The following is a 25835-nucleotide window of genomic DNA, read 5'->3' on the forward strand; positions in this document are numbered from 1 at the left end:
AGGGGCGATTGTTGAGACGGCTGTTAACTGCCTCTTTTTTTATATCCGTGCAAGCCGCTCTGCAGCGCGTTCCAGCGTGTCCTGTTTTTTCGCGAAACAGAAACGCACCACATGATCGTCTTTTCCGTTTTGATAAAATGCAGATACCGGGATGGCGGCCACTCCAAACTCTTTTGTGATGCGGATGGCGAAATCCTTGTCGCCCTCATCAGAGATACGATCGTATCGCATCAGCTGAAAATAGCTCCCCTGGCTTGCCAGCGGCGTAAAGCGCGTATCGCGCATCAACTGCAGGAAGTAATCTCTTTTCTGTTGAAAGAATGCCGGCAGTTCCAGGTAATGCGACGGCGTTTCGAGAAAACGCGCGAGGCCATATTGCATCGGCGTATTCACAGAAAAACAAAGGAACTGATGCACCTTACGGTACTCCTGCATCAGATGCGGCGGCGCCACACAATAGCCCATCTTCCAGCCGGTATTATGAAATACTTTCCCGAAAGAAAAAGTAACGAAGGCGTTGCGGTAAATATTGGGATAGCGCAAAATGCTGTGGTGTTGCGCGCCATCAAATATCAGGTGCTCGTATACTTCATCAGATAATACCATCAGGTCAAACTCCGCTACCAGCTTTTCCAGCTCGCGGATATCATCTTCCTGTAAAATGCTCCCCGTTGGATTATGTGGTGTATTGAGCATGATCATTTTTGTGCGGGAGCTGATCTTGTTTCTCACCTCCTGCCAGTTGATCCGGTAATCAGGGAATGAAAGCGGGATCAGTACTGGCTTTCCGCCATTGACGATCACGTTGGGAATATAGCTATCATAAGCCGGTTCAAAGATGATCACTTCATCGCCGGGCTGTATGCAGGTAGCGATGGCTGTAAAGATAGCGTAGGTGCCGCCAGGGGTGATGGTGATCTCTGTATCCGGGTTGATGGATTGGTGATAAAGACTTTCAATTTTATTAGCGATGACCTCACGCAATTGCAGAAGGCCCGGCATGGGCGCATACTGGTTATGGCCTTGTTGCATCGCTTCATTCACCAGCGCTTTCAGCTCTTCGTTGCAATCGTAATCGGGGAATCCCTGAGAGAGGTTGATCGCTTTGTTTTCTGCTGCCAGAGCGGACATAACAGAAAATATAGTAGTGCCAACATTGGGCAGTTTTGAAACCATAGTCATTTAGATATTTTCGGATTTTGATATTTTCGGATTTGGTTTCTGTGAAAGATCTCATAGAAGCTAAATTCGAAAATATCAAAATCCGAAAATACCTAAATATTTACAGGAACTTGTCTCCTTTGTTCCGTTTTATCTCTGCTACATATTCCTTGATCTGTTGTTCGTTATCTTTTTTGCAGATGAGGAGCACGTCTGTTGTGTCGATAACGATGAATTCGTCGAGACCTTGTAGTAGAACGAGTTTATCGTTGGGGGCTTTCACCATGCATTTGGTAGCGTCGATCACTACCACGTTTTTGCCTTGCACGGCATTGCCGAGATAATCTTTTTCGAGGTTCTCATATGCCGAAGCCCAGGTGCCGAGGTCGCTCCAGCCGAAGTTGGAAGGGATCACGTATACGTTATCGGCTTTCTCCATGATACCATAGTCGATGGAGATGTTGGTGCACTGCGGATATACTTTTTCTATCGCATCTTTTTCATTCGGTGTATTGAGTGCAGCGGTGCTTTGTTCGAACAGCTCATCAATTTCAGGGAGGTATTGCCTGAAGGCCGCCAGTATGGTTTTTACGTTCCATACGAAGATGCCGGCGTTCCAGAGGAAGTCGCCGCTTTGCAGGAATGTTTTTGCCAGTTCCAGGTTGGGCTTTTCGGTGAATGTTTTCACTTGGTATACATTATCCGCTACCTGTTGCGGTTCGAACTGGATGTAGCCATAGCCCGTATCGGGGCGTGTAGGCTTGATCCCGAGCGTAATGAGCGCGCTATGTTTTTGTACGAAGAGGAGCGCGTTGAGGCAGGCGTTGGTAAATGCGGGACCATCCATGATGAGATGGTCTGCCGGTGCGCAGATGATATTGGCTTTCGGGTCCTGTTTATTGATCTTGTGAGAGATGTAGGCTACACAGGGAGCAGTATTTTTACGCGATGGCTCGCTCACGATATTGTTCAGCGCCAGTTCTGGCAGCTGTTCCGCTACTTTGCCGGCGTATTGGTGATGTGTAACTACAAAGATGTTCTCTTTGGGAATGAATTGTACGAATCGCTCATACGTCCACTGCAAAAGGGTTTTCCCGGTATTGAGTATATCCAGGAATTGCTTGGGATTGTCTGTCCGGCTCTGAGGCCAGAAGCGGCTTCCGATCCCGCCTGCCATGATGGCCACGTAAAAGTGGCTGTTTAGCTGTGTCATTTCTAAATAATTCCTTCTCTGATTAGATCATGTAAATGAATAATACCGGTGTATCGCGTACCGTCCATTACCAGCAATTGGGTGATGTCGTGCAGGCGCATCATTTCAAGTGCGTTGATGGCCAGCTCATCTTGCTGAATATTTTTCGGGTGCAGCGACATGATATCTTTCGCCGTTACGGTGGCGGTAGTCACATTTTTCTCCAACATTCTGCGCAGGTCGCCATCGGTAATAATTCCCTGCAAATTGCCGTTATTATCCAGTACAGCAGTGACGCCCAGCATTTTTGAGGAGATCTCTACGATCACATCGCGGAGAGAGCTGTCCAGGCTTACTTTGGGGGCCTGATGCAATTTGCTGAGGTCTTGTACTTTCAGGTACAGCTTTTTGCCCAGGGCGCCGCCCGGGTGGAATTTGGCGAAATCGGCAGCGGTGAATCCGTGCCATTCGATGAGGCAAACGGCGAGGGCATCGCCCATGGCCAATTGCGCGGTGGTGCTGGTAGTAGGCGCGAGATTGTTAGGACATGCCTCCTGGCTTACAGTAGTATTGAGGATATAATCGGCCTCCACAGCGAGATAGGAAGTGGTATTGCCTACCATGCCTATCAGAGTATTGCCGAAGTTCTTTACCAGTGGCACCAGTACCTTGATCTCCGAAGAGGTACCGCTTTTGGAAATGCACAAAACGATATCTTCCTGGCGTATCATGCCAAGGTCACCATGGATAGCATCTGCTGCGTGCATAAAAACAGCAGGGGTTCCGGTGGAATTGAGGGTGGCCACTATCTTTTGGCCAATGATCGCGCTTTTGCCGATGCCCGTCACTACCAGCCTTCCTTCACAGCAGGCAATGAGCTCCACAACTTTCTCAAAATCGGCATCTATAAACTGCTGCAAATCATTGATAGCTGACGCTTCCATGGCAATGGTGCGCCTGGCCACGTGTCCTATATCGATGCTTACATTTCTTTTCATGACGAATTACAAATTTATCATTTTTTAGTCAGCAGCGGCACGATCCGTTAATTAATATTGATACTACGGGCTTTTTTAAGTAACTTCGTGTCCCCTAAAAAACATATAATCTAATTTTGTCATTTGTTAGTTCTTTAGAGTTTACTGTTTTAAAATAAATGCAATGGCTGTTGTTAAGAAGGAAAGTTTGATGGATGCATTACGCGAACACTTCGGGTTCGATTCCTTTAAAGGAAATCAGGAAATTATCATAAAAAGCATCCTCTCAGGTAAAGATACTTTTGTTATTATGCCAACCGGCGGAGGTAAGTCTTTATGCTATCAGTTACCTGCGCTCATGAGTCCCGGCTGCGCACTCATTGTTTCTCCCCTTATCGCTTTAATGAAAAACCAGGTAGACCTGGTACGTGGTTACAGCAGTAAGGACAATGTTGCTCACTTTCTCAATTCCACCCTGTCGAAGGCGCAAATTAAAAAAGTGCGCACAGACCTGCTTTCCGGTAAAACGAAGATGTTGTACGTAGCGCCGGAAACACTGACCAAACAAGAAAATCTTGATTTCTTCCGCGACTTGCAGATATCATTTATTGCAGTAGATGAGGCGCACTGTATCTCCGAATGGGGACATGATTTCAGACCGGAGTACCGCCGTCTGAAAGAGATGATCGAACAGATCAGCGACCAGCTGCCCATCATCGCGCTCACCGCCACAGCCACTCCCAAGGTGCAGAGCGATATCGTCAAAAATCTTGCATTAAAAAATCCAAATATCTATATCTCTTCTTTCAACCGTCCAAACCTTTACTACGAGATCAGGCCTAAACGCAAGAAAGACCAGACCATCAAGGAGATTGTAAAATTTATCCATCAGCACAAAGGAAAAAGCGGTATCATCTACACGCTGAACCGCAAAACAACAGAAGAATTGGCCGACATGCTCGTGGCCAACAATATCAAGGCGGTAGCATACCATGCCGGCCTGGACCCCGCTACCAGGGCTCAACGCCAGGATATGTTCCTGCATGAAGATGTAGAAGTGATCGTTGCCACCATCGCCTTTGGTATGGGAATCGACAAGCCCGATGTGCGCTTTGTGATCCATTATAACATTCCGAAAAGCCTCGAAAACTACTACCAGGAAACAGGCCGCGCCGGCCGTGATGGCCTCGAAGGCAACTGTATCTGCTTCTATTCTCACAAAGATGTGCAGAAACTCGAACACCTCATGCGCGATAAACCGCTCAGCGAACGAGAAATGGGCGCACAGCTGATCAACGAAACAGTAGCCTACGCAGAAAGCGCCGTATGCCGCCGCAAAGTGATCCTGCACTACTTCGGCGAAAAATATGATACTGAAGATTGCGGCCAGTGCGATAACTGCCGCAACCCGAAAGAAAAGATCGAAGTGAAGAACCGCGTGGTGATCGTATTGAAAGCCATCCGCGCGCTGGAAGAACGTTTCGGTACCGACTATGTAGTAAATATCATCACCGGAAAAACCAGTCCGCAAATCACTACCTACCGCCATGATCAGCTCGACATCTTCGGAGAAGGAAAAGAATTTGATGCCCACTTCTGGAATTCCCTCATCCGCCAGATGATGCTGGAAGGCCTGATTGAAAAAGATATCGAAGAATATGGTCTGCTGAAAGTGACCGATAAAGGCACCAAATTCCTGAAAAAGCCATATTCCATCATGGTGGCGCTGAATCATCAGTTTGATGAAGATGGCGGAGACGACGATGACGAAGCTACCACTGAAGCCCAGGCTTCCGCAGACCCGGTATTGTTTGAAATGCTGAAAGAGCTGCGCAAGAAAGTGGCCAAAGAAAAGAACCTTCCTCCTTTCGTAATCTTCCTGGAAACATCTTTGGAAGATATGGCCACACAATACCCCACTTCTGTACAGGAGCTGGAAAAGATACAGGGCGTAAGCAAAGGCAAGGCAGCCCGCTATGGTAAACAGTTTGTAGATGTGATCTCCAAATATGTTGAAGAGAATGATATCACCAAGCCGGACGACTTTGTGATGAAGAGCGTGGTGAACAAGAGCGGCCTGAAAGTATTTATCATTCAGAATATCGATAAGAAAATTCCGTTGGAAACCATCGCCAAGAACAAGGAACTCACCATTCCTAAATTGCTGGACGAAATGGAAACCATCGTGGCCAGCGGCACCAAACTGAACGTAGATTATTGTCTTGATGAAGAGCTTGATGACTACGCCCAGGATGAGATCATGGAATATTTCAAAGGTTGCGAAACCTCCAGTCTGGCGCTCGCACGCGAAGAACTGATCGATAGCGACTACACATTGGAACAACTGAAATTAATGCGTATCAAGTTCCTCGTGGTATACGGCAACTAGTAATAATTGTAGCATTTATGAGTATTCAGCAAATACAGGAGACCATCGCCCCCGAGCGCGAAAAAGTAGTAAAGCATCCGCTGTATGCGCAGCTTCAGTCATTGGATGATGTGCGTCAATTCATGCAGTTTCACGTATATGCAGTATGGGACTTTATGTCCTTGCTGAAAGGGCTGCAGCAGCAGCTCACCTGCACCGATGTGCCCTGGGTGCCCAAGGGCAGCGCAGCCACGCGTTATCTCATCAATGAGATCGTGACTGGTGAAGAAAGCGATGTAGATCAGGACGGCAACCGTTGCAGCCATTTCGAATTATATGAGAAAGCCATGCAACAGGCCGGCGCCAATACTAAGGACATACAGGCCATTATTCGTGCAGTCGTGGCCGGTAGTGACATCAGAGACATATTATCAACAACGGAACTTCCGGCAGCCGTAAAGGGCTTTTTAGGCTTCACATTCGACGTGATCCGCACCGGCAAGGCCCATATCATGGCGGCCGTATTTACCTTCGGCCGCGAGGATCTTATCCCCGATATGTTCTATGCACTGGTAAAAGACCTGGATCAGAAATTCCCCGGCAAACTGGGTACCTTCATCTATTATCTCGAAAGACACATCGAAGTAGATGGCGATCATCACAGTCAGTTGGCGATGCAGATGGTGCAGGAGCTCTGTGGTAACGATGCACAAAAATGGAACGAAGCTGCCGAATATGCGCGCCAGTCGCTGCATTGGAGGAATCAATTGTGGAATGGTATTCTCAATGAAAAAGTTTTTTCTTAAAAAACAGGCATAAAAATTTTGTAATTCCGAAAAGTATATTACTTTTGCAATCCCTTCACACGAGAGGGGAAACAAAAAGGATGGTGCGGTAGCTCAGTTGGTAGAGCAAAGGACTGAAAATCCTTGTGTCGGCGGTTCGATCCCGCCTCACACCACAGAAAAAGGAACACAACTTAATGTTGGTTCCTTTTTTATTTTAGGTAAAATCTTAACTTACGTAGTATCCAAAACACTTTCCACATGCCTGCCGGATACTCCCCCAACCCACTCTATAAAAAGCTCGGCCTCAAAGAAGGCTTCTCTGTAAAGCTGGTACATCCGCCGGCAAATTACGCCACGCTCATCCATCCACTCATGGATCATATCATCATTGCAAAAAAGAATACTGATCTTGATTTCATTCATTTCTTTACAAATGATGCAGCAGAGCTGGGAACGCAACTTCCTTTGCTAATGAAAGAAATTAAAAAAGCGGGAACGATCTGGATCTCCTGGTACAAGGGCAGCGCTAAAAAACCCACTACTGTAAATGAGCAGCTGATCCGTGCTATCGCACTGCCATTGGGCCTCGTAGATGTAAAAGTATGCGCCGTGGACGATGACTGGTCCGGCCTCAAGCTGGTTTACCGCCTGGAAAACCGCTAACCCGCCTCAAAAAAATTATTTACCTTTTGGGTGATATTTCCCTGATTGCTGACACTAACAGTTAAACACCTGTTATATGGGCACACATCACGATCAATGGCTGACGGATATATACCGGGAAACATTCCCGCATGCCGCCAGGGTGGTACAGAAAATGGGCGGCGACCTGGAAACCGCCAGGGACCTCTTTCACGACGCAATGATCATCTATCTCGAAAAACAAAAGGACCAGCGTCTGCAAATAAAAGTATCTCCACAGGCCTATCTTGTCGGTATCACCAAAATACTTTACATCAGGAAACTGAAGCAGGATGCAAAGGAAACCACCCTCGGCGATAACGATGTCATTATTCCGGAAGATTTCTACGCTCCTCCTCCCGCTGGCAATAAACTGATCAGCTACCTGAAAACCGCTGGCAACAAGTGTTTGCAGCTGTTGAAAGCATTCTATTATGAACAACGGTCCGTACAGGAAATCGCGACAGATTTTCAGTACAAAACCACCCATTCTGTGTCTGTACAGAAATACAAATGCCTGGAAAAAGTAAGGGAACAAGTAAAACAACATCACTATGAGGAAACAGCTTGCTGAAACACAGGAGATAGATCGGTACTTGCTGCAACAGCTCGCAGGCCCCGACAGGCTTGTATTCCAAGCCAGGAGCATCCTCTCCCCTGCGCTACAGGAGAAAACTTTCTTCCAGGAAAAAGTACATCGCCTTATCCGGTGGTTTTCCCGGAACGAAAAACGCAAAGAGCTGGAATCCTTGCACCAGCAACTCATGCAAGACGAAACATTCCGTCAATCCATTAACTCGATATTCCAATAACCATGGCCTTCATGATTCCTACCGTTATCGACGGCGACACCCGCGGCGCCTTCGATATCTACAGCCTATTGCTGAAAGAGCGCATTATATTCCTTGGCACACCGATCGACGACCAGGTCGCAAACCTCATCGTGGCACAGCTCCTGTACCTCGACAGTGAAAGCCACCGGCCCATCAATATGTATATCAATTGCCCTGGCGGCGTAGTCTATGCCGGCCTCGCCATCTACGATACCATGCGCATGCTCAAATCGCCGGTATCCACCATGGCCGTAGGCTTCACCGGCAGCATGGGTACAACCATCCTTGCTACCGGCGCCACCGGCCAGCGTTTTGCATTGCCGCATGCTACCATCCACATGCACCCCACCAGCGGCGGCGCCAAAGGATACACCGAAGACGTCCGCATCGCCTACCGCGAACAAGAGCGCCTGCAAAGCCAGATATTCCACCTCATCGCACAGAAGGCCGGTAAAACTCACGAAGAAATAGCCGCTGCTTTCGAAAATGACCATTTCATGAATGCTCTCGAAGCCAAAGCCTTCGGCCTTATTGATGAAGTGATCGGCAGCACGGAAGACCTGGTAGCGCTGCAACATCTGCCGTTCAAAATCGACCTGGCAGGTAACCCTCGCTTGCTATCTTGATACGAGCCGCTCCATCACTTGCCTGATCGCCTCCACCCGCTGCTGCATCCGCAAGGGCGACCGCGTTACCAGCAGGTCCATATCATGCAGAAAAGCGCCAGGCGTATAGGATGCCAGCTGCTCGATGTCTTCCTCCTTAACCAATGTTTTGTCATACCAGCTGCTCCGCAAAATGAAATAATGTGGCTCAAACCAGGCCGCATGCAGCATCCTCAACATCTCCGTACAATCGTGTACGCCGCCATCGAACACCAAACTCATAGTCATTACAAAAGCGGCATCGGTTTGCCGGTGCCGTTCCAATATTTCGTATAGCCGTTTACGATAGTATGCGGCATTCTGTGGCCGCCGGGCGCTGCCCGCCACCACAAATTGGCCCTGCTCCGGCTTATCCAGGCTGATAGGCGCTTTCAGGGGAAAGAAATGCTTCCTGCGAAATAACTGCTGCAGCGTAATATGCTTTCCAGAATACGGGTATCCCGCGATAACAAACAATTTCCTCGGATTCATCTCCAAAAAAACCGCTTTTTTATGGCGTAAATGTTTAGTAAATGTTAACGCTATGCTTCCTGTTTTTTTATTTGTATTTTGTACGCTTATCCACCGAAAAATACCCGTCATGAAAAAAATATTTGGTTTCGTTCTGCTGCTATTAGCTACCACAGCCAAGGCCCAGGGCCCGCTGATACGCATCTCCACCAATAACATCAGCCTCGTATACAGCCCCGATCAAAGGGGAAGGCTCATCCAGAAATATTTCGGACGCAAATTGCAGCCCGAAACAGCCGACACCCTCAGCAAATCATCCCAGGAAGCATACGTCACCGCCGGCATGGAAAGCCTGCTGGATCCCGCCATCCGCGTGGTTCACAACGACGGCAACCCTTCTCTCGAATTAAAATATATCTCTCATCAATCCAGCAAAAAAGACGGGAACGTAACCACCACCGACATCTTCCTGAAAGATCCCGTATACCCCGTAAACGTAGTACTGCACTTCGAAAGTTTTTATAAGGAAGATGTGATCAAAGCCTGGACAGAGATTAAACACAATGAAAAACAACCCCTGCTCCTCACGGCGTATTCCTCTTCCATGCTGCATTTCAACGCAGCGAAATACTGGCTTACGCAGTTTCACGGCGACTGGGCCAGGGAAGTAAATATGGAGGAACAGCCGCTCACCGCCGGCATGAAAATACTGGACAGCAAACTCGGTACCCGCGCAAATATGTACCAGTCGCCCATGTTCCTCCTCTCCCTCGATAAAGCCGCTGCCGAAAACAGCGGCGATGTGCTGGCAGGTACACTCGCCTGGACCGGCAACTTCAAATTCGCCTTTGAAGTAGATCAGCTTAATGCATTACACATCAATGCAGGTATCAATCCTTACGCTTCCGACTATACACTAAAACCCGGGGAAACCTTTACCACACCGGCTTTCATCTTTACTTATTCCGCAACGGGTAAAGGCCAGGCAAGTCGTAACCTCCACCACTGGGCGCTTAATTATGGCGTGATGGATGCTCACACTCCCCGCCTCACTCTACTCAACAACTGGGAAGCCACAGATATGAACTTCGACGAAAACCGCCTGGTTCAACTGTTTGGCGGCGCTTCTAAACTGGGCGTGGATATGTTCCTCCTCGATGATGGATGGTTCGGCAATAAATTTCCACGCAACGCGGATAACGCAGGCCTGGGTGACTGGCAACCCAATACCACCAAGCTCCCGCACGGTCTTGGCTATCTCGTACAGGAAGCGCAAAAGCAAGGTATTAAATTCGGTATCTGGCTCGAACCGGAAATGGTGAATCCCAAAAGCGAACTGTATACGCAACATCCCGACTGGGTCCTGCGCCTGCCTAACCGCGAAGAAAATTACTACCGCAACCAAATGGTGCTGGATCTTACTAATCCGGCTGTGCAGGATTTCGTTTATAATATTGTCGACAAAACATTATCAGATAATCCGGGCATTGCGTATATCAAATGGGATTGCAACCGCATGCTCACCAATACTTACTCGCCTTATCTGAAAGACAAACAATCACATCTTTTCATTGATTATACACGCAGCTTTTACAAAGTGATGGAACGTTTGAGGGCCAAATATCCGCATCTGCCCATCATGCTGTGCTCAGGTGGTGGCGGCCGCACAGACTATGGCGCCTTGAAATACTTTACAGAGTTCTGGCCCAGCGATAATACAGATGGCCTGGAAAGAATCTATATACAATATGGCTATTCTCACTTCTTCCCATCCAATACGATATCTGCCCACGTCACCAATTGGGGCAAACAATCTTTAAAATTCCGTACAGATGTGGCCATGATGGGCAAACTGGGTTACGATATCAAAGTAGATGCATTCACTGATAAAGAGCTTCAGTTCAGTCATGATGCAGTTACTACGTATAGGCGTATCAGTGATATTGTGTGGTATGGAAATCTCTACCGTCTTATCTCTCCTTATGAAGATGATCGCGCGGTGTTCCAATATGTAAGTGACGACCAGCAAAAAGCGATCGTATTCCATTACCTGATGAACGTTCGCAGGAAAGAAGTATTTGAGCATGTGAAATTGCAGGGACTTGATCCGAAAAAGAATTATACCGTTAAAGAGATCAATCTTTTCCCGGGAACCAATTCTGCTTTCAGGTTCAACCGCTCATACAGTGGAGATTACCTGATGACCGTTGGTCTGAACATGGCGCCCAGAGCTACTTCCCTCACCAGTAATATATTGGAGATAACAGCAGAATGATAAAGTTTGATTTACGGATTTTTTGATTTTGGAATTTAGTTGTTATCCCTAAATTCCAAAATCAAAAAATCCGTAAATCATAATTCTTTATGGTGTATATCTTTGCTATTGCGAATATCAAATGCTTTCACTCCGGGTGCTGTGGCAGCTTTAGTCATAAAGATATCTGCATCTTTTACCTGGTCAATGATAAATGCCGGCCGCTGATCCGCTTGCTGGTAGTACACTTCCACATCTCTCAGCTTCAGATTATTTACATGACGGATGAAAAATCCGGAAGAAGGCATTACCCCAAAGCGGTAAGGTTCAGGATAGTCTTTTTCAAATTCAGGTACCTCCCGTTTGGCTTGTTCCGCAGTACCGCCGCCTTTGTAATAAAGTTTGATGTTACTAAGGTGCAGGTCTTCAACATCGTGTCCTGGAATACCGGAAATGATGGCGCCATTCCTGGGATCGATATTATACGCTACAATATTGCTGATGATGATCCGTCTGCAAGCGCCTACAGGCGTGTCTTCCGGCCCTCTCATACGGGCGCCCAGGCGCACAAAGATCGGTGCGTTCATGATATCGCGCATCGTGATGTTGGTAATGGTAACATCTTCCAACAGGCCGCCATCAACCGTTTCCAGCGCCAATCCGCGGCAATAGTCAAATACACAATTACTGATCGTTACATTCTTAAATCCGCCGTTTGATTCTGTTCCCATCTTGATACGGCCTGTAGGATTGCCATCGGAATATTTCTTTTCTTCACGCTTGAAAGTGCCATCCAGCAAAGAGCCTTCATCATAGCCGCTTACAAAGCAATTGGTGATCGTCACATTTTCCGTGGCCCGGGCCTCTCCCAGTCCGTATGAGCTTTTCAGGCAGATGCCATCGTCATATGGCGAGTTAACGGAGCAATTGGATACCCGCACGTTCTTGCAGCAATCAATATCCATTCCGTCACGATTGGTATCGATCTTCAGGTTGTCTATGATCATATTATCTGCGCCAGTGGCCAGTATGGCGAAGTGGCCGCCATGCAGGATAGATATATCGCGTAAGGTGATATTGTAACACCGTTTCAGGCTGATCGCTTTGTTGCCGCCGCCAGCAGGCACTTTATTGTTGCGAACGAGGCCCTTGCCCCAAATGAGGCCGGTGCCCATGATGGCAATATCATGTACGCCTTCTCCATAAATCAGGCTATTCCGCCAATGGCTGTGCCCGAAGTCCTGATAAGCGTCGAAGGCGTTAGGTTCCGGCTCGTCGTAACCTTTTTCATTCACTGGTTCTGCCGCCAGGATCACTGCTCCCTGATCAATGAACAGGCAGATATTATTTTTCAGGTGAATGGTATAGGTGAGATAATTTCCTGCTGGAAAATACACTGTACCGCCACCCGCGCCGGAAGCCGCACTGATGGCCGATTCAATGGCTTTGGTATCCAGCGTCTTTCCATCGCCGGCGGCGCCATAATCTTTTACATTAAAAATAGTTCCTGCATTGGCGTACTGCATACATAGTAGTAACAGGCAGAAAAGAGATCTCTTTTTCATACATGAACGTGGTTTTGTAAGAAGATAACGTAATAGGCTATACGAAATATCAGGAAGATATTTTCCCATAACAATTTATGCAAACGATTGCATAAATCATAGTTTTTTGAGGGATTTATTATCTTCAGCGGGTAAATGCACAGTTCATGCTCCCTTTTTCAGATATGCCCTATGGAAACGCGCCATGGTACTGCTTTCCGTTAACAGAAATCTGTATGTACCTGTTGCTGATTATCTGCGGCTGGCATGCCTTTAAAAAAGGCGTGGGGCATGTATCCTGGCTGCTTGGCGGCCTCGGGTTCGGCCTGCTGCTGGAATATGTGAACGTAGCTACCAACAGCGGCTATGTATACGGACGGTTTACAGTGATGCTGGGCCATGCACCACATGATATTCCTTTGTGCATCGGTTGCGGCTGGGCGGTGATCATCTACTCTTCCCGCCTCTTCTCTGATAAATTCGGTTTGCCATTATGGAGTGCTGCCGCGCTCGACAGCCTCCTGGCCTTGAACATCGATCTCAGCATGGATGTCGTAGCCTATCGGCTGCATATGTGGCATTGGGATTGGGCCAACCGTGGCTTCCCGGATCAAACCTTGACGGGGCAATGGTTTGGCGTACCCTATGGCAATTTTTATGGATGGCTGTTGGTGGTCTTTTATTATTCCTGGTTCGGTCGCTTGCTGGAAAAAATTCGTTTCCATAAACTTGCCAGCAGCAATAGCTGGAAAGCCTTGCTGCCATTACTTTCCATCCTGTTATCACAACTTGCTTTATGGATATCGCTCTTTCCGCTGGCGCGCCTGCTGCAATCAACTGTGGGCATTACCAGCAAACATAGGCTCATAGCGGTGTTGCTATTGTTTGCGCTGCTGGTGGCGATCGGCTTCAGAAAAAAACATGCGCCGCTCTCCGGCAGATTCCCGCTGGCAGCCTGGATTGTACCGGCATGGTTCCACATGTATTTTTTCGTGTGGCTTTTCCTCGGCGGCTTTGCGGCAGAAAATAAATGGATGACTATCTTCGCAGTGATCAATTTCCTGATTGGCATAGTAGTACACGCGCCTGTTTTCGTAACAAAGGATAAGCGGACTTTAACCATTTCACACAGCGCGCGTTAATAGATAAAGTAATTTCAGGCAGTGCATACATTAATCAGTTATCTCGCCGGCACTAACTGGCATATCTACGTCAAGATTGGCAGCACCTTGTTGCTCGTGCTCACTTTCATCGGGGTGGCTGGAACCATCCTGCTCGAAAACCGCAACCCGGTGAAAGCTATTGCCTATATTTTGCTACTCATATTTCTGCCCGTAGTTGGTTTGATTGTCTACTATTACCTCGGCCGCGATCTGCGGAAAAAGAGGCGCTTTACGCTCAAAGGAAGCAGGGATGAAGTATTGTTCGCAAAATACTGGCAATCGCAACGAAGGGAAGTAGAAGCCATGCAACTGGAATTACGCCACGAAGCCGGCAAGAAACAGGAAATATCAGCTATGCTGCTGAATACACGGCAATCAGTATTGAGCCGCAACAACCACGTAAAATTGCTGATCAATGGTGAAGAGAAATTCCCGGAAGTTTTTGCTGCACTGCGCGCGGCGAAACATCACATCCACATTGAATACTACATTGTTTCCGCCGATGATATCGGCAACGAAATAGTCAATATCCTGATCGAAAAGTTGCAACAAGGCGTGCAGGTCCGCTTCCTTTATGATGATATGGGCAGCAATCATATCGGCAAAATATCCCGGCGCCTGAAAGAGCATGGCGCCAGCGTATACGCCTTCTCTCCTGTACTGGTCGATTTTTATCTCAACGCCAACTATCGCAATCACCGTAAAATTATTGTTGTAGATGGCGCCATCGGTTTTGTGGGAGGCATCAATCTCGACGACCGCTACATTAACAATGGTAAACATGATCTCTTCTGGCGTGATACCCATCTTAAAATAGAAGGAGATGCTGTAAACCTGCTACAGCTGCAGTTTCTGATGAGTTACCGTTATTGCAGTAAAGAAGTATTCCCCTTTGAATCTCCCTTCTTCCAACGTTCGGCATTAAGTGGTAATTGCTTCACGGATATTGTTGCCTGCGGACCAGATTCTGAATGGCCGGTAACGATGAATACGATCATCGCTGCTATTAATGTGGCGCAAAGAAGGGTCAGGATCACGAATCCTTATTTTATCCCAACAGAAGAACTGCTGAGCGCTTTGCAGATTGCTGCGCTTTCCGGCAAAGATGTTCAGCTGTTGTTGCCTTATCGCAGTGATTCATTTATCGTGCAACACGCTGCCCTCTCCTACCTGAAACCCTTGCTGGCAGCAGGTGTGAAGGTGTTTTTCTATACACGTGGTTTTATTCACGCCAAAACAATGGTGATAGATGATAACCTCTCCTGGGTAGGTTCTGTGAATTTTGATAACCGCAGTTTTTTTCTGAATTGTGAGATCGCGGCGCTGGTGTATGATAAAGAGGTAGCCACTGCGCTCAATCGCGCCTTTGAAGAAGATCTGTTATATTCGGTGCCTGTTGAAGAAACCCGCTGGAACAAGCGTAATGTGTTGAAACGCTTTCTGGATGCTGTATGCAGGCTGCTAACGCCATTGCTGTGATCAATATTTGCTGTCCTCATCTTCGTCCAGGAACTCACCGTTATCTTCTTCAAGATCACGATGCCTGTCGCCACCCAGACTGTACAGGTTATTCTCTTCATCCTCTTCTCCGATCGCTTCTTCCGCGTCGTCAAGATCAGCGCCTGGTACATCCAGGTCCTCCCCTGTTTTGTCTTTCTGCCAGGTCTCTTCCTGCTCTTCTTCACCTTTTTTACCGCCTTTGTTTTTGGCCGGCGGCAGTTCACTGTTATGACGGTATGATCTTGTTACATCATCCATGTTGAGGTCCACTTCATTGGCACGGTTACCGGTGCTCATGATATCTTCATTAGCAGGATATTGCGGATACCCGGGAAATTCATCTTCTTTCTTTTTCTTTTTCGCCATGGTAAAACTATTTAAAGTGTGGCAATGTTATCAAATATAGTAACAAGCGGGCGAAAAAGATTGTTCTGGCCGCTATCCAAGCGGCCTCCAGGCTATTGCGTATGCCGTTTTCCTGTAAGATTCAGTTGAAAGGAGACACCGGTAGAATACAATTTCACACTTCCTGCCCCCACACCTTTGAGCGGAATTTTTGCATAGGGCTGAACGCCTAATATCAGGCGTTTACCAACTGGATGTTGATATAATGCGCCTACATTCAACATCGCAAGATAGTGTCGGTTTTCATTCTTGAAAACCAGCTCTTTTGTATATCCGCCGGCATAATAATAGTCGTAATTTTCCTTGAGCATAAAGTAGCTGGAAACACCCGCCAATACACTCACTTTATTATCCTTGTTTTCCCAGAAATTGTAGTTGATGTTAACCGGTACTTCCAACACATCGCAATTGGCATCAACTTTCTGTAGTTGATAAACCGGGTAATTATAATCTTTGGATGTGGCGCCGTAGATTTTTTTATTATACACCACGCCGGTAGTTACAAACCATTTTGGTTTGAAATAGTAATGCGCCAATATGCCGGCATTGAACCCGATCTTTCCATATTTGAAAGAAGGTGCGGCGTTAAAATCTGGTCCGAGGCTAAGTCCCACATACAACCGCGGATGTTTCGGTTTCTTTCTTGGAAAACGTGATGCTGCATCCGCTGAAACAGCAGTATCCACAGGTATTTGAGACGATGATAATAATTTCGTATAATCGTTAACGTTATACCTGTTTTTTGTATACAATGAAGATATATGCCACGGTGTTGATGGTATCGCTACGTTACTGGTTGATGGAGAAACTGTTTGATCATTGATACCTGTAACATCTTCACGTTTGATATTTTCTTGGGGAGATGAAGGAATAATTTTTTTGGGAGATGAAGAGCTGTTTCTCTTTTCAGTCGCTGATTTCACCTGCACAAGTTGTTGTGTTGATGGTGGCACAGACGTTTTTATCGAAGGTGGTGTACTCTTCGGGATCACGCCGGCAATCGTATCTGGTAACTTTTGAGACGTTTTTCTTTGCAGGTTATTGGTCTGGGAAGTGCCATTATTAAATAGCCACCAGCCACCAAGACCTAACATAACGAGCAATGGCAACAGCCACCACCAGAAGATTCCCGGTTTGCGGTCATCACTGGTGTCAAGCATTTTTTCCATTTTTCCCCAGGCTTCCTGGTCGAATGGAATATCAGCTTCATTCAGCTTGTTACGAATACTATTTTCAAAAAAGTCACTCATTGTTAAACAACGAAATATTTGCTCCAATACCTCCTTGCGAAGGATTGGCAGCAGCTTTTGTAATTTTCTCTTTCAATATTTTCTTGGCTTTAAACAAATTCGATTTAGAAGTTCCCTCGGAAATACCCAGTGTCTGGGCAATCTCGTGGTGTTGAAATCCTTCCATGACGTATAGGTTGAACACAGTACGGTATGCCGGTGGTAATGTTTGTACCAGCTGCAGCAGTTCATCATAAGACAGTTTCTCCACTATATGTTCGTCTACTGCTATTTCGTGTACATGGTCAATATCATCAGCAAATTGTACTTTCTTCTTACTGCGTAAATAATCGATGGCGGTATTCACCATAATTTTAGCTAACCAACTTTTGAAGGGGCGGCTTGTATCAAAAGAATGTATGTGTTGAAATATTTTTAGAAATCCATCATTCATAATTTCGACGGCTTCTTCTTTTTGTTGTACATACCGTAAACAAATGCTCATCGCATAACCGAAAAAAATCCGGTAAAGCGTTTCCTGGCTGCCGCGTTGTTTTTTGCGGCAGCCGGCTATAAGCTGGTTAATATCGTTCAGGTCGTGCACAAATAGTTTCTTGCCGGACTTCAGGTATATATACGTAAAAGAATACGCATAATGCTAAAAAATGGTTGCCCTCCCTTTAAAAAAATCTTCCATTTACAAAAAACGTATTTTTAGCCCCATTTTCAGCCTCACCCTCTTTTTGAATATATGTATTCAACCTCTCAGAGATATTCGAAATTTACCCTACCTCAAAAGGTCACTTTTTTCCGGTTTTGGACAAAAAAATTCAATAAAAAGGGGCAAATCTGTTCAGACTTGCCCCTTTTTTTAAAAGATGATCTTTTCTATCGTCCCATGTACACCATCAAGATTTGTACATCACTTGGATTCACACCGCTGATTCGGCTGGCTTGTCCCAAAGTACGTGGACGGATTTTATTAAATTTCTGTTTGGCTTCCGCTGAAAGGGAAACCAGTTTGCCATAATCAAATGTATCAGGTATTACCAGGTCTTCGAGTTGACTCATTTTCTGAACGAGTTCATTTTCTTTTTCGATGTACACTTCATATTTGATCTGAATTTCTGCCTGTTCCAATGTTTCTCTGCTGAAGCCTTCGAGTGCCTTCGCAATCTTCGGCACTTCATTTCTCATAGAAAAAATGTCCAGTCCGGGGCGCAATAATATTTGGTGAGCGCGCTGTTTTTGAGTCAGTGGCGCAGAAGATTTAGAGGTAAGCAGAGCACTGATTTCTTCTGGTTCAATGGATAATTCCTTCAGGATGGCTTTGATTTTCTCTACGCCAGTTGTCTTTTCCTTTACTTTCTGCATTCTTTCTTCAGAGGCGAGGCCCAGTTTATAGCTTCTTTCGGTCAGGCGAAGGTCTGCATTATCCTGGCGAAGCAATGTACGGAACTCTGCACGGGAAGTAAACATCCGGTAAGGCTCTTCCGTTCCCTTGTTAATAAGGTCGTCTATGAGCACGCCGATATAAGCCTCACTTCTTTTCAATACAAAAGGATCTTGCCCTGTGGCCTTGAGGTGGGCATTGATGCCGGCCATCAAACCCTGGCAAGCGGCTTCTTCGTAGCCGGTGGTACCATTGATCTGTCCGGCAAAGAAGAGATGCTGCACCTGTTTAGTTTCCAAAGAGAATTGCAATTGGGTAGGTGGAAAGTAGTCGTACTCGATCGCATATCCAGGACGGAACATACGGCAATTTTCAAAGCCAGGCACCATGCGGAGCGCTTTCATTTGTACATCTTCGGGCAGGGAGGTCGAAAATCCATTCACATATATCTCCACCGTGTCCCATCCTTCCGGCTCTACGAACAATTGATGACGATCGCGCTCAGCAAAACGGTTGATTTTATCTTCGATGCTGGGGCAGTAGCGAGGGCCCGTTCCTTGAATACGTCCCTGGAACATGGGTGAGCGGTCAAAACCAGTACGCAACATATCGTGTACTGCTTCACTTGTATACGTGATCCAGCAGCTCCTTTGCTGGGCAGGTTTAATTCTTTCTACATCGAGATAAGAGAAGCCAACGATCTCATCATCGCCTTTCTGTTCCTCCATTTTAGAATAGTCGAGGCTGCGGCCATCGATGCGGGGAGGGGTGCCTGTTTTCAAACGATCACTTTCAAAGCCAAGGGATACTAACTGTTCGGTAATGCCGGTTGCAGCCTTTTCGGCTACACGCCCGCCGCCAAATTGCTTGTCTCCTATATGAATAACCCCATTGAGGAAGGTGCCGTTTGTGAGCACTACTGCTTTAGCCTGTATTTCATGCCCCAGGCCAGTGATTACGCCATAGCAGCGACCGTCTTTCACGAGCAGGCCTTTCACCATATCCTGGTAAAAGTCCACATTAGGCGTTTTTTCCAGTGCCTCTCTCCACTTGGCTGCGAAGAGCATGCGATCATTTTGTGTTCTGGGGCTCCACATGGCAGGTCCTTTCGAACGGTTCAGCATGCGGAACTGGATCATGGATTGGTCAGTAACAATACCAGAGTAACCACCTAATGCATCAATTTCTCGCACAATTTGTCCTTTGGCAATGCCTCCCATAGCAGGGTTGCAGCTCATTTGGGCTATCGTCTGCATATTCATGGTGATCAACAAAACTTTTGACCCCATATTGGCGGCGGCAGCGGCGGCCTCGCACCCTGCATGGCCAGCGCCTACAACAATTATATCGTATGATGGAAACATAATAATTTTAGAAAATGCAAAATTACGGAGAAGAAGGGAGATTGTACTGAGAAATTAAATGTTCCACGTGGAACACATGAAGTTGGAATGAAAAAGGATGTTCCACGTGGAACATCCTCTTCGAAAAAAAATCTACAATGTTTCACGTGGAACATTGTTATAGTCTGAAGTACTTTTTGAGATACTCATCCTCTTTCGCGCGCATCAATTCCTGATCCTTCTTTGATTTGTCTTTGTATCCACAAAGGTGCAAAGCGCCGTGAAAAATTACACGATGTAATTCCTGATAGGCGGGAACTCCAAACTTTGCTGCGTTCTCTTCTACCCTATCTACACTAATGTATATTTCCCCCTCTGTAACTTCCGGATCCTCCGACATCTCGAATGTCACGATATCTGTATAGGTGTCATGTTGCAAAAATTGCTTGTTGATCTCCAGCAGATACTCATCGCTGCAAAAAACATAATGCAAACTTTTGAGTCCTTGTCCTTCTATTACGAACAGGTCCTTAAGGTAAGCTTTCAAAGCCATTCTGTCCTTCAAATTGATCGTCACTTCATGTGCAGTAAACTGAATTGCCATTTCTTTCTTCTAATCTGGTATTTTGTAAAATTAAAGTGAAATTTTGTATTGTATGAGGTTTCTTTTTGCATATTGAAGGGACCAGCCTAACTTTGTCTATCGTCCAAAGGATGATCTCCCCATTTGCTGGAACAAAGTTAAAACGGACCAATTTGTAGATAATGAAAAGAGGCATTATTAAATTATCCTCACTCGCCACAGGAAAGAGTGCTGTGATCATAGAATTTGAAAAGGACGATCTTCATATTAAGCTGATGGAAATGGGTTGCGTACCTGGTGAAACAGTGAAAATAGAAAAAATTGCTCCGCTGGGAGATCCGATCTCTATCCTCGTTGCAGGATATAATTTATCGCTCCGAAAAACTGAAGCTGATCATATTTGGGTAGAGGAAATTTAGAATTTTCCTCTACTCTCCCATTTTATCCCCAAAAACAGAAAAAATTTCATTTTTCTTCGAACTTCCCCTGATTTTTCCACAATTTTCTGCGCTTCAAACTAAAAACAAAAAAAAATTTTGCGAAAATGACCTATTTATCCACATTTCGGTGGTAAGAAATCGTCATTCTCACTAACGGAAGAAAAAATTCGCCGGAGGAGAGAGTTTCCCTCCCGTTGTAAGGCCCAATAAAAAATATTCAAATCTCAGGCGCTTAACAGTGGGCTGAGAATTGAATGAATAAATCACTTTAACTTTTTGCCTGACTACATTTAAAATATTCAATTCTCAGCGCGTTACCAAAGGCCTGAGAATGCGATGGATTTTTGTGTGTCGCATAAAGGTCCATGAGGATTTACTCTCAAAGCATAACAAGTGCGCTGACATTAAGCTGTGGAAGAAATCCCTGGGGTCACCACGAGTTTTGATGAATTTTTCATTCTCAGCGCACTAAAATTATTTATTAACCCACTGAGAATCAAATAGAATTGTTTATTTCCCATTCCGCCTCGAAAAATTTCAAATATTCGATTCTCAGGGCCTTCACAAAATGCCGCGTCAGCGTTTTAACAATTAAAATTGTTGACCATTCTACAAGAATCTTTCAAATATTCGATTCTCAGCTGACTACATAAGCGCTGACATTTGCGTAAAAAACACCCAACATGGGCTAACCCAAGGATAAAAAAGAATATCTAATTCTCAGGCAGCTCAAAAACCAGTTTTGTTTGCTATGTGGAGAAAGCAGGCTTTATGCCTTTGCAGATGTGGATAAAGCGGGTATTTGTGTGAGTGAAATGTAAATATCGCATCCTCAAGCTATTCATAGAGCGCTGAGAATTAGTTGGGCAAAGGGTAAATAAGAATGCCCCGAGAATATTCAATTCTCAGGGCATTCATTTCTTCTCAATAAATTATTTTTGTCTAAATAAAATTGAAAATCAATTAGTTATAAATTATAATCCAGCCTGTGCGCTGATTTCCAACATTCTTTCGATGGGTTTTTTAGCTGCTATTCTAAGGCTTTCTTCCATGGTAATTTCCGGTTGTTCATATTCCATGCAGAGATATAATTTTTCCAGCGTGTTCAATTTCATATGTGGACAATCGTTACAAGCGCATGCATTATTTGGCGGCGCCGGGATGAAAGTCTTACCAGGATTTTCTTTCTGCATCTGATGCAGGATGCCAGTTTCGGTAACTACGATATATTCCCGGGCATCATCTTTCAGTGTGAATTTCAACAAACCCGTTGTGGAACCAATGTAATCCGCAATGGCCAGTACCGCCGGCTCACATTCAGGATGGGCGATCACTTTTGCTTTCGGATGCCTGATTTTGAGTTTGGTGATCTTCTCCAGGGAGAATATTTCGTGAACCATACAGGCGCCATTCCACAAAACCATGTCGCGACCCGTTTTTTTGACCAAATAAGCCCCTAAGTTCCTGTCGGGGGCAAAAATGATCGGCTGGTCCTTGGGAACGCTTTCGATTATTTTCTCGGCGTTTGAGGAGGTACAGATGATATCGCTGAGCGCCTTGATACCTGCAGAACAGTTGATGTAGGAGATCACGATATGATCCGGGTATTTATCGCGGAACTTTTTGAATAACTCCGGTGGGGCGCTGTCGGCCAATGAGCAACCTGCTTTCAGGTCGGGGAGCAGTACTTTTTTTTGCGGACTCAGAATCTTCGCGGTTTCGGCCATAAAGTGCACGCCGGCAAAAACGATTATATCTGCATCCGTTTTTGCGGCTTGCTGACTGAGGCCCAGACTATCGCCGATGTAATCAGCGATATCCTGAATATCCGGTTCCTGGTAATAGTGCGCGAGCACTATTGCGTTTTTCCTTTTTTTCAGATCCTCGATCGCTGCGAACAAATCCAAAGCGGGATCCACCGGTATATCCAAAAATCCGTTGTGTTGCAAATTTTTTTTCGCGGTGGCGATTTCCGTAATCATAATTATATACTTATTTATTTTTTTAAAAGAAAAGCCCACTACTATTAGGGCTGTGAATATGTGGAAATTAATTTTTCAGCCTTGATACAAATGTAGTTGTTATTCTTTTTTCCATAGCTATCCACATTAAATTAACAGGCTCTTTCCGCGCCAATACTGGATTTTGATATATTCATCCACATACGTGGATATCGTTGTGCGTGAAAATCTTTTCGTTGTTCACTGTATTAGGAAAATGTTAAAAGATGGCATTTACTATCCACAAAAGCAGGCTCAAAATTTCTAGAGAAACTTTCAGTACAAAAACAAAATTAGTTTTACCTGTGTATAAAGGCACCTTTTCCCAACTTATTTTACGTTTTACAGGGGTTTTTACACATCAATTGTGGAAAAAAACGTCGCGGGAATGAAAAACCTCCAAACAAGTGTATGTTTCGGTTTTGCGTTGTTTTATTCACATTTCCCTGTGAATAGCCCGAAATGACTTTTTCACAATTGTGAATAATGTTTTTGCTGACGGAAAGGATTGCATTTGCGAAGATACCAGATAAAACGGGCATTTGCGGGCGATAAAATCCGTGCGAGAAAGCGGTTGAAAATCAGGGCTTCGTGTGGAAAACCTGTGGATGGCCGATAGCCCCTGAAAGTGTTATAAATGCTTCAAACCCTTTGCTGTACTGCGTTTGAAACCAAAAAATACTCTTTTGCAGTTACAGTTATTTTATTCTATTTTTGCTTTCCTTAAAAATGTAGACTATATAATATATGTCAGTAATTCAGAAAATCAGGGACAAATACGCGGTGGTGATCGTAGTAGTGATCTGCCTGGCGATTGTTAGTTTCCTGTTGCAGGATGCCTTCTTTGGCAAAAGTTCCCTTGCCCGACGTTCCACCGCTGTGGGTAAAGTAAATGGACAAGAGCTGGATCTTTCAGAATACCAGCGTCGTATCCAGGATGAAGAATCTGCTGCCCGTCAGCAAATGCCGAATCTTGACGAACAAACCCGTCAATATATCCGTGAGCAGGTGTGGAACCAGTTTCTGAATGAACAGATCATGCAGGACCAGTATAAAAAACTGGGCATTGTTGTTACGGAAGCGGAAGTGGTAGATCAGATCACTGGTAAAAACCCGAGCCCGATTGTAGTGCAACAATTTACGCATAACGGACAGTTCGATCGCCAGCAGCTGGTACAGGTAGTACAGCAGGCAAGCAGCAACCCGCAGATCCGTGAGCAACTGCACAATCTCCAGAACTATATCGCTAAAACCCAGGAACAGCGCAAATATCTGTCACTGGTAAAAGCAAGCGTATATTATCCTAAATGGCTGGCGAAACAACAAATGGAAGATAACAGCAAAACTGCTACAGTTTCTTATGTTAATGTTCCTTACGCCAGCATCGCGGATTCTACTGTAAAAGTCACAGACAGTGAACTGGAGCGTTTTATCCAGGATCACAAACAGCTTTTCAAAGTAGAAGAATCCCGCAAAATCGAATACCTGGTATTCGATGCGATCCCTACTGCTATTGACTCTGCAGCCGCTATCAAACAACTGCTGACGCTGAAAGCTGAAATGGATACCGTGAAAGATATTGCCGGTTTCATCAACCGCAATTCAGACATTAAATATTATGATGGCTATGTTGCCAAGAACGAAGCAAAAGTTCCACAGAAAGATTCTATCGTGAATCTGCCTGTGGGCAGCACTTTCGGCCCTTACTACGATAATAACCTGATCGTTTATGCGAAAATGGTAGATCGTAAAAATATGCCGGACAGTGTGAAAGTGCGTCATATCCTTGTTGCATCCGGTCCGCAGGGCGGCCTTCCTGATTCTGTTGCGAAGAAACGCGCAGATAGCATCCTTGTTGCTGTGAAAGGCGGCGCCGATTTCAAAGCGCTCGTTACACAACTTTCCGATGATCCGGGTAGTAAAGAAACTGGCGGTGAATATACTTTGACTCCATCTTCCCAGTTCGTTCCTGAATTCAAAGATTTTGCACTCTATGGTACTAAAGGTGAAACCAAAGTGGTAAAAACACAATTTGGTTATCACGTAATACAGATCATGGATCAAACAAATATTGGTCCTGCTATCAAAGTGGCTTACCTCGGTAAAGCTGTTGATGCCAGCAAGGAAACTAATAACGCGGCATACAGCGCTGCAAGCGAATTTGCCAACAAGAACCACACTCCTGCCGCATTTGAAAAAGCGGTACAGGAAGGTAAACTGGCGCCAAAAGTAGCAGACAATGTTCGTCCGATGGATTTCGTAATTCCCGGTATTGGTCAGTCGCGCGATCTGGTTCGCTGGGCGTATGATGCCAAGAAAGGCGATGTGAGCAATGTATTTTCTCTGGATGATAAATATGTGGTGGCCCTGCTGACCAGCATCCGTAAAGAAGGTACTGCTCCGCTGGATGACGTTAGACCTCAGGTAGAAGCAGAAGTAAGAAAACATAAGAAAGCAGAACAGATCATTGCCAAGATCGGTGCTGTTGCTTCTCTCGACGCTGCTTCCAAATCCACTACACAGCCGGTGCTGAAAGCAGAAGGTGTTTCTTTTGCCAGTCCGTTCATCGCTTCACTGGGCTTTGAGCCTCGTGTAACCGGTGCATCTTTCAACAAGGATTGGGGTACTGCTAAAGTATCAGCCCCTATCGAAGGTAATGCAGGTGTGTATGTGATTAAAGTAGACAGCTATCAGGCTGCAGCGCAACCTGCTCAAGACCCTGCAACAGTGCAGGCTGCCTACGAACAGAGCATCAAAGCAATGCTTGATAACCAACTGTTTGAAGTGCTGAAGAAGAAAAGCGATATCAAAGATAATCGCGGTAAGTTCTTCTAAACAAATACATTTTTACTGACATAAGGATCAA

Annotated in this window: 22 protein-coding genes and 1 tRNA gene; 12 read left to right on the top strand and 11 right to left on the bottom strand. The window is 45.6% G+C overall.

Features of this window, described 5'->3' with window-relative positions; all coding sequences use genetic code 11:
- Positions 1-39: 39 nt before the first annotated feature.
- The 3 genes from FPG75_RS18440 to FPG75_RS18450 all read right to left on the bottom strand — a co-directional run bounded on the left by FPG75_RS18440 (position 40) and on the right by FPG75_RS18450 (position 3351).
- Complete coding sequence (locus FPG75_RS18440; protein ID WP_143308668.1) at positions 40-1182, bottom strand: methionine aminotransferase; 1143 nt, start codon at positions 1180-1182, stop codon at positions 40-42.
- Between the two features lie 100 nt (positions 1183-1282).
- Complete coding sequence (locus FPG75_RS18445; RefSeq protein WP_143308670.1) at positions 1283-2374, bottom strand: mannose-1-phosphate guanylyltransferase; 1092 nt, start codon at positions 2372-2374, stop codon at positions 1283-1285.
- Between the two features lie 2 nt (positions 2375-2376).
- The gene (locus tag FPG75_RS18450; RefSeq protein ID WP_143308671.1) at positions 2377-3351 is read right to left on the bottom strand and encodes a KpsF/GutQ family sugar-phosphate isomerase; all 975 of its coding nucleotides are present in this window, start codon (positions 3349-3351) and stop codon (positions 2377-2379) included.
- A 163-nt stretch (positions 3352-3514) separates the two neighbouring features.
- Here FPG75_RS18450 and recQ point away from each other — a divergent pair, with 163 nt between their 5' ends.
- The 7 genes from recQ (at position 3515) to FPG75_RS18485 (ending at position 8626) form a co-directional block, all read left to right on the top strand.
- The gene (gene recQ / locus FPG75_RS18455) at positions 3515-5719 is read left to right on the top strand and encodes a DNA helicase RecQ (protein WP_143308673.1); all 2205 of its coding nucleotides are present in this window, start codon (positions 3515-3517) and stop codon (positions 5717-5719) included.
- A 17-nt stretch (positions 5720-5736) separates the two neighbouring features.
- On the top strand, positions 5737-6504 hold the full coding sequence (locus FPG75_RS18460; protein WP_143308675.1) for a DUF3050 domain-containing protein: 768 nt from the start codon (positions 5737-5739) through the stop codon (positions 6502-6504).
- A gap of 82 nt (positions 6505-6586) precedes the next feature.
- Positions 6587-6659, top strand: a tRNA-Phe gene (locus FPG75_RS18465).
- 85 nt (positions 6660-6744) lie between these two features.
- Positions 6745-7149, top strand: coding sequence for a DUF3052 family protein (locus FPG75_RS18470; RefSeq protein ID WP_143308677.1), 405 nt, complete (start codon positions 6745-6747; stop codon positions 7147-7149).
- Between the two features lie 76 nt (positions 7150-7225).
- Positions 7226-7741: an RNA polymerase sigma factor gene (locus FPG75_RS18475; protein WP_143308679.1), complete on the top strand. Its 516-nt coding sequence runs from the start codon at positions 7226-7228 to the stop codon at positions 7739-7741.
- The gene (locus tag FPG75_RS18480) at positions 7722-7979 is read left to right on the top strand and encodes a hypothetical protein (protein WP_143308681.1); all 258 of its coding nucleotides are present in this window, start codon (positions 7722-7724) and stop codon (positions 7977-7979) included. The genes FPG75_RS18475 and FPG75_RS18480 overlap by 20 nt, the downstream gene beginning before the upstream one ends.
- 11 nt (positions 7980-7990) lie before the next feature.
- Positions 7991-8626, top strand: coding sequence for a ClpP family protease (locus tag FPG75_RS18485; protein ID WP_236652833.1), 636 nt, complete (start codon positions 7991-7993; stop codon positions 8624-8626).
- Here FPG75_RS18485 and FPG75_RS18490 read toward each other — a convergent pair.
- Entirely contained in the window at positions 8618-9136 is a 519-nt protein-coding gene (locus tag FPG75_RS18490) for a hypothetical protein (RefSeq protein WP_143308685.1), read from the bottom strand. The genes FPG75_RS18485 and FPG75_RS18490 overlap by 9 nt on opposite strands.
- A 109-nt stretch (positions 9137-9245) precedes the next feature.
- Between FPG75_RS18490 and FPG75_RS18495 the strand changes: the two genes are divergently transcribed.
- Positions 9246-11390 (top strand): alpha-galactosidase, encoded by a 2145-nt coding sequence (locus FPG75_RS18495; protein WP_143308687.1) that lies wholly within the window; start codon positions 9246-9248, stop codon positions 11388-11390.
- A 77-nt stretch (positions 11391-11467) separates the two neighbouring features.
- On the opposite strand, the gene FPG75_RS18500 is transcribed toward FPG75_RS18495, so the two are convergent.
- Positions 11468-12934: a rhamnogalacturonidase gene (locus tag FPG75_RS18500; RefSeq protein WP_143308689.1), complete on the bottom strand. Its 1467-nt coding sequence runs from the start codon at positions 12932-12934 to the stop codon at positions 11468-11470.
- Between the two features lie 164 nt (positions 12935-13098).
- On the opposite strand from FPG75_RS18500, the gene FPG75_RS18505 reads away from it, so the two are divergent.
- Entirely contained in the window at positions 13099-14055 is a 957-nt protein-coding gene (locus tag FPG75_RS18505; RefSeq protein WP_449384980.1) for a carotenoid biosynthesis protein, read from the top strand.
- Positions 14056-14076: 21 nt separating this feature from the next.
- The gene (gene cls, locus FPG75_RS18510; protein WP_143308693.1) at positions 14077-15555 is read left to right on the top strand and encodes a cardiolipin synthase; all 1479 of its coding nucleotides are present in this window, start codon (positions 14077-14079) and stop codon (positions 15553-15555) included.
- On the opposite strand, the gene FPG75_RS18515 is transcribed toward cls, so the two are convergent.
- The 5 genes from FPG75_RS18515 to ybeY all read right to left on the bottom strand — a co-directional run bounded on the left by FPG75_RS18515 (position 15556) and on the right by ybeY (position 20550).
- Complete coding sequence (locus FPG75_RS18515; protein WP_143308695.1) at positions 15556-15942, bottom strand: hypothetical protein; 387 nt, start codon at positions 15940-15942, stop codon at positions 15556-15558. It abuts the gene before it with no gap.
- Between the two features lie 92 nt (positions 15943-16034).
- The gene (locus tag FPG75_RS18520) at positions 16035-17231 is read right to left on the bottom strand and encodes an outer membrane beta-barrel protein (RefSeq protein ID WP_143308697.1); all 1197 of its coding nucleotides are present in this window, start codon (positions 17229-17231) and stop codon (positions 16035-16037) included.
- Complete coding sequence (locus FPG75_RS18525; protein ID WP_201747984.1) at positions 17224-17814, bottom strand: RNA polymerase sigma factor; 591 nt, start codon at positions 17812-17814, stop codon at positions 17224-17226. The genes FPG75_RS18520 and FPG75_RS18525 overlap by 8 nt, the downstream gene beginning before the upstream one ends.
- Positions 17815-18098: 284 nt before the next feature.
- Positions 18099-19967 carry a tRNA uridine-5-carboxymethylaminomethyl(34) synthesis enzyme MnmG gene (mnmG, locus tag FPG75_RS18530; RefSeq protein WP_143308699.1) on the bottom strand — a complete coding sequence of 623 codons (1869 nt, stop codon included), beginning with the start codon at positions 19965-19967 and terminating at the stop codon, positions 18099-18101.
- A 157-nt stretch (positions 19968-20124) separates the two neighbouring features.
- On the bottom strand, positions 20125-20550 hold the full coding sequence (ybeY, locus tag FPG75_RS18535) for an rRNA maturation RNase YbeY (protein WP_143308701.1): 426 nt from the start codon (positions 20548-20550) through the stop codon (positions 20125-20127).
- Between the two features lie 161 nt (positions 20551-20711).
- Between ybeY and FPG75_RS18540 the strand changes: the two genes are divergently transcribed.
- The gene (locus FPG75_RS18540; RefSeq protein ID WP_143308703.1) at positions 20712-20948 is read left to right on the top strand and encodes a FeoA family protein; all 237 of its coding nucleotides are present in this window, start codon (positions 20712-20714) and stop codon (positions 20946-20948) included.
- A gap of 995 nt (positions 20949-21943) precedes the next feature.
- Here the strand turns inward: FPG75_RS18540 and nadA are convergent.
- Positions 21944-22951, bottom strand: a complete 1008-nt coding sequence (gene nadA, locus FPG75_RS18545) for a quinolinate synthase NadA (RefSeq protein ID WP_143308705.1) — start codon at positions 22949-22951, stop codon at positions 21944-21946.
- 765 nt (positions 22952-23716) lie between these two features.
- Between nadA and FPG75_RS18550 the strand changes: the two genes are divergently transcribed.
- Positions 23717-25804, top strand: a complete 2088-nt coding sequence (locus tag FPG75_RS18550) for a peptidylprolyl isomerase (protein ID WP_143308707.1) — start codon at positions 23717-23719, stop codon at positions 25802-25804.
- Positions 25805-25835 lie beyond the last annotated feature (31 nt).

The organism is Chitinophaga vietnamensis (genome assembly GCF_902167635.1).
GTDB classification, from domain to species: domain Bacteria; phylum Bacteroidota; class Bacteroidia; order Chitinophagales; family Chitinophagaceae; genus Chitinophaga; species Chitinophaga vietnamensis.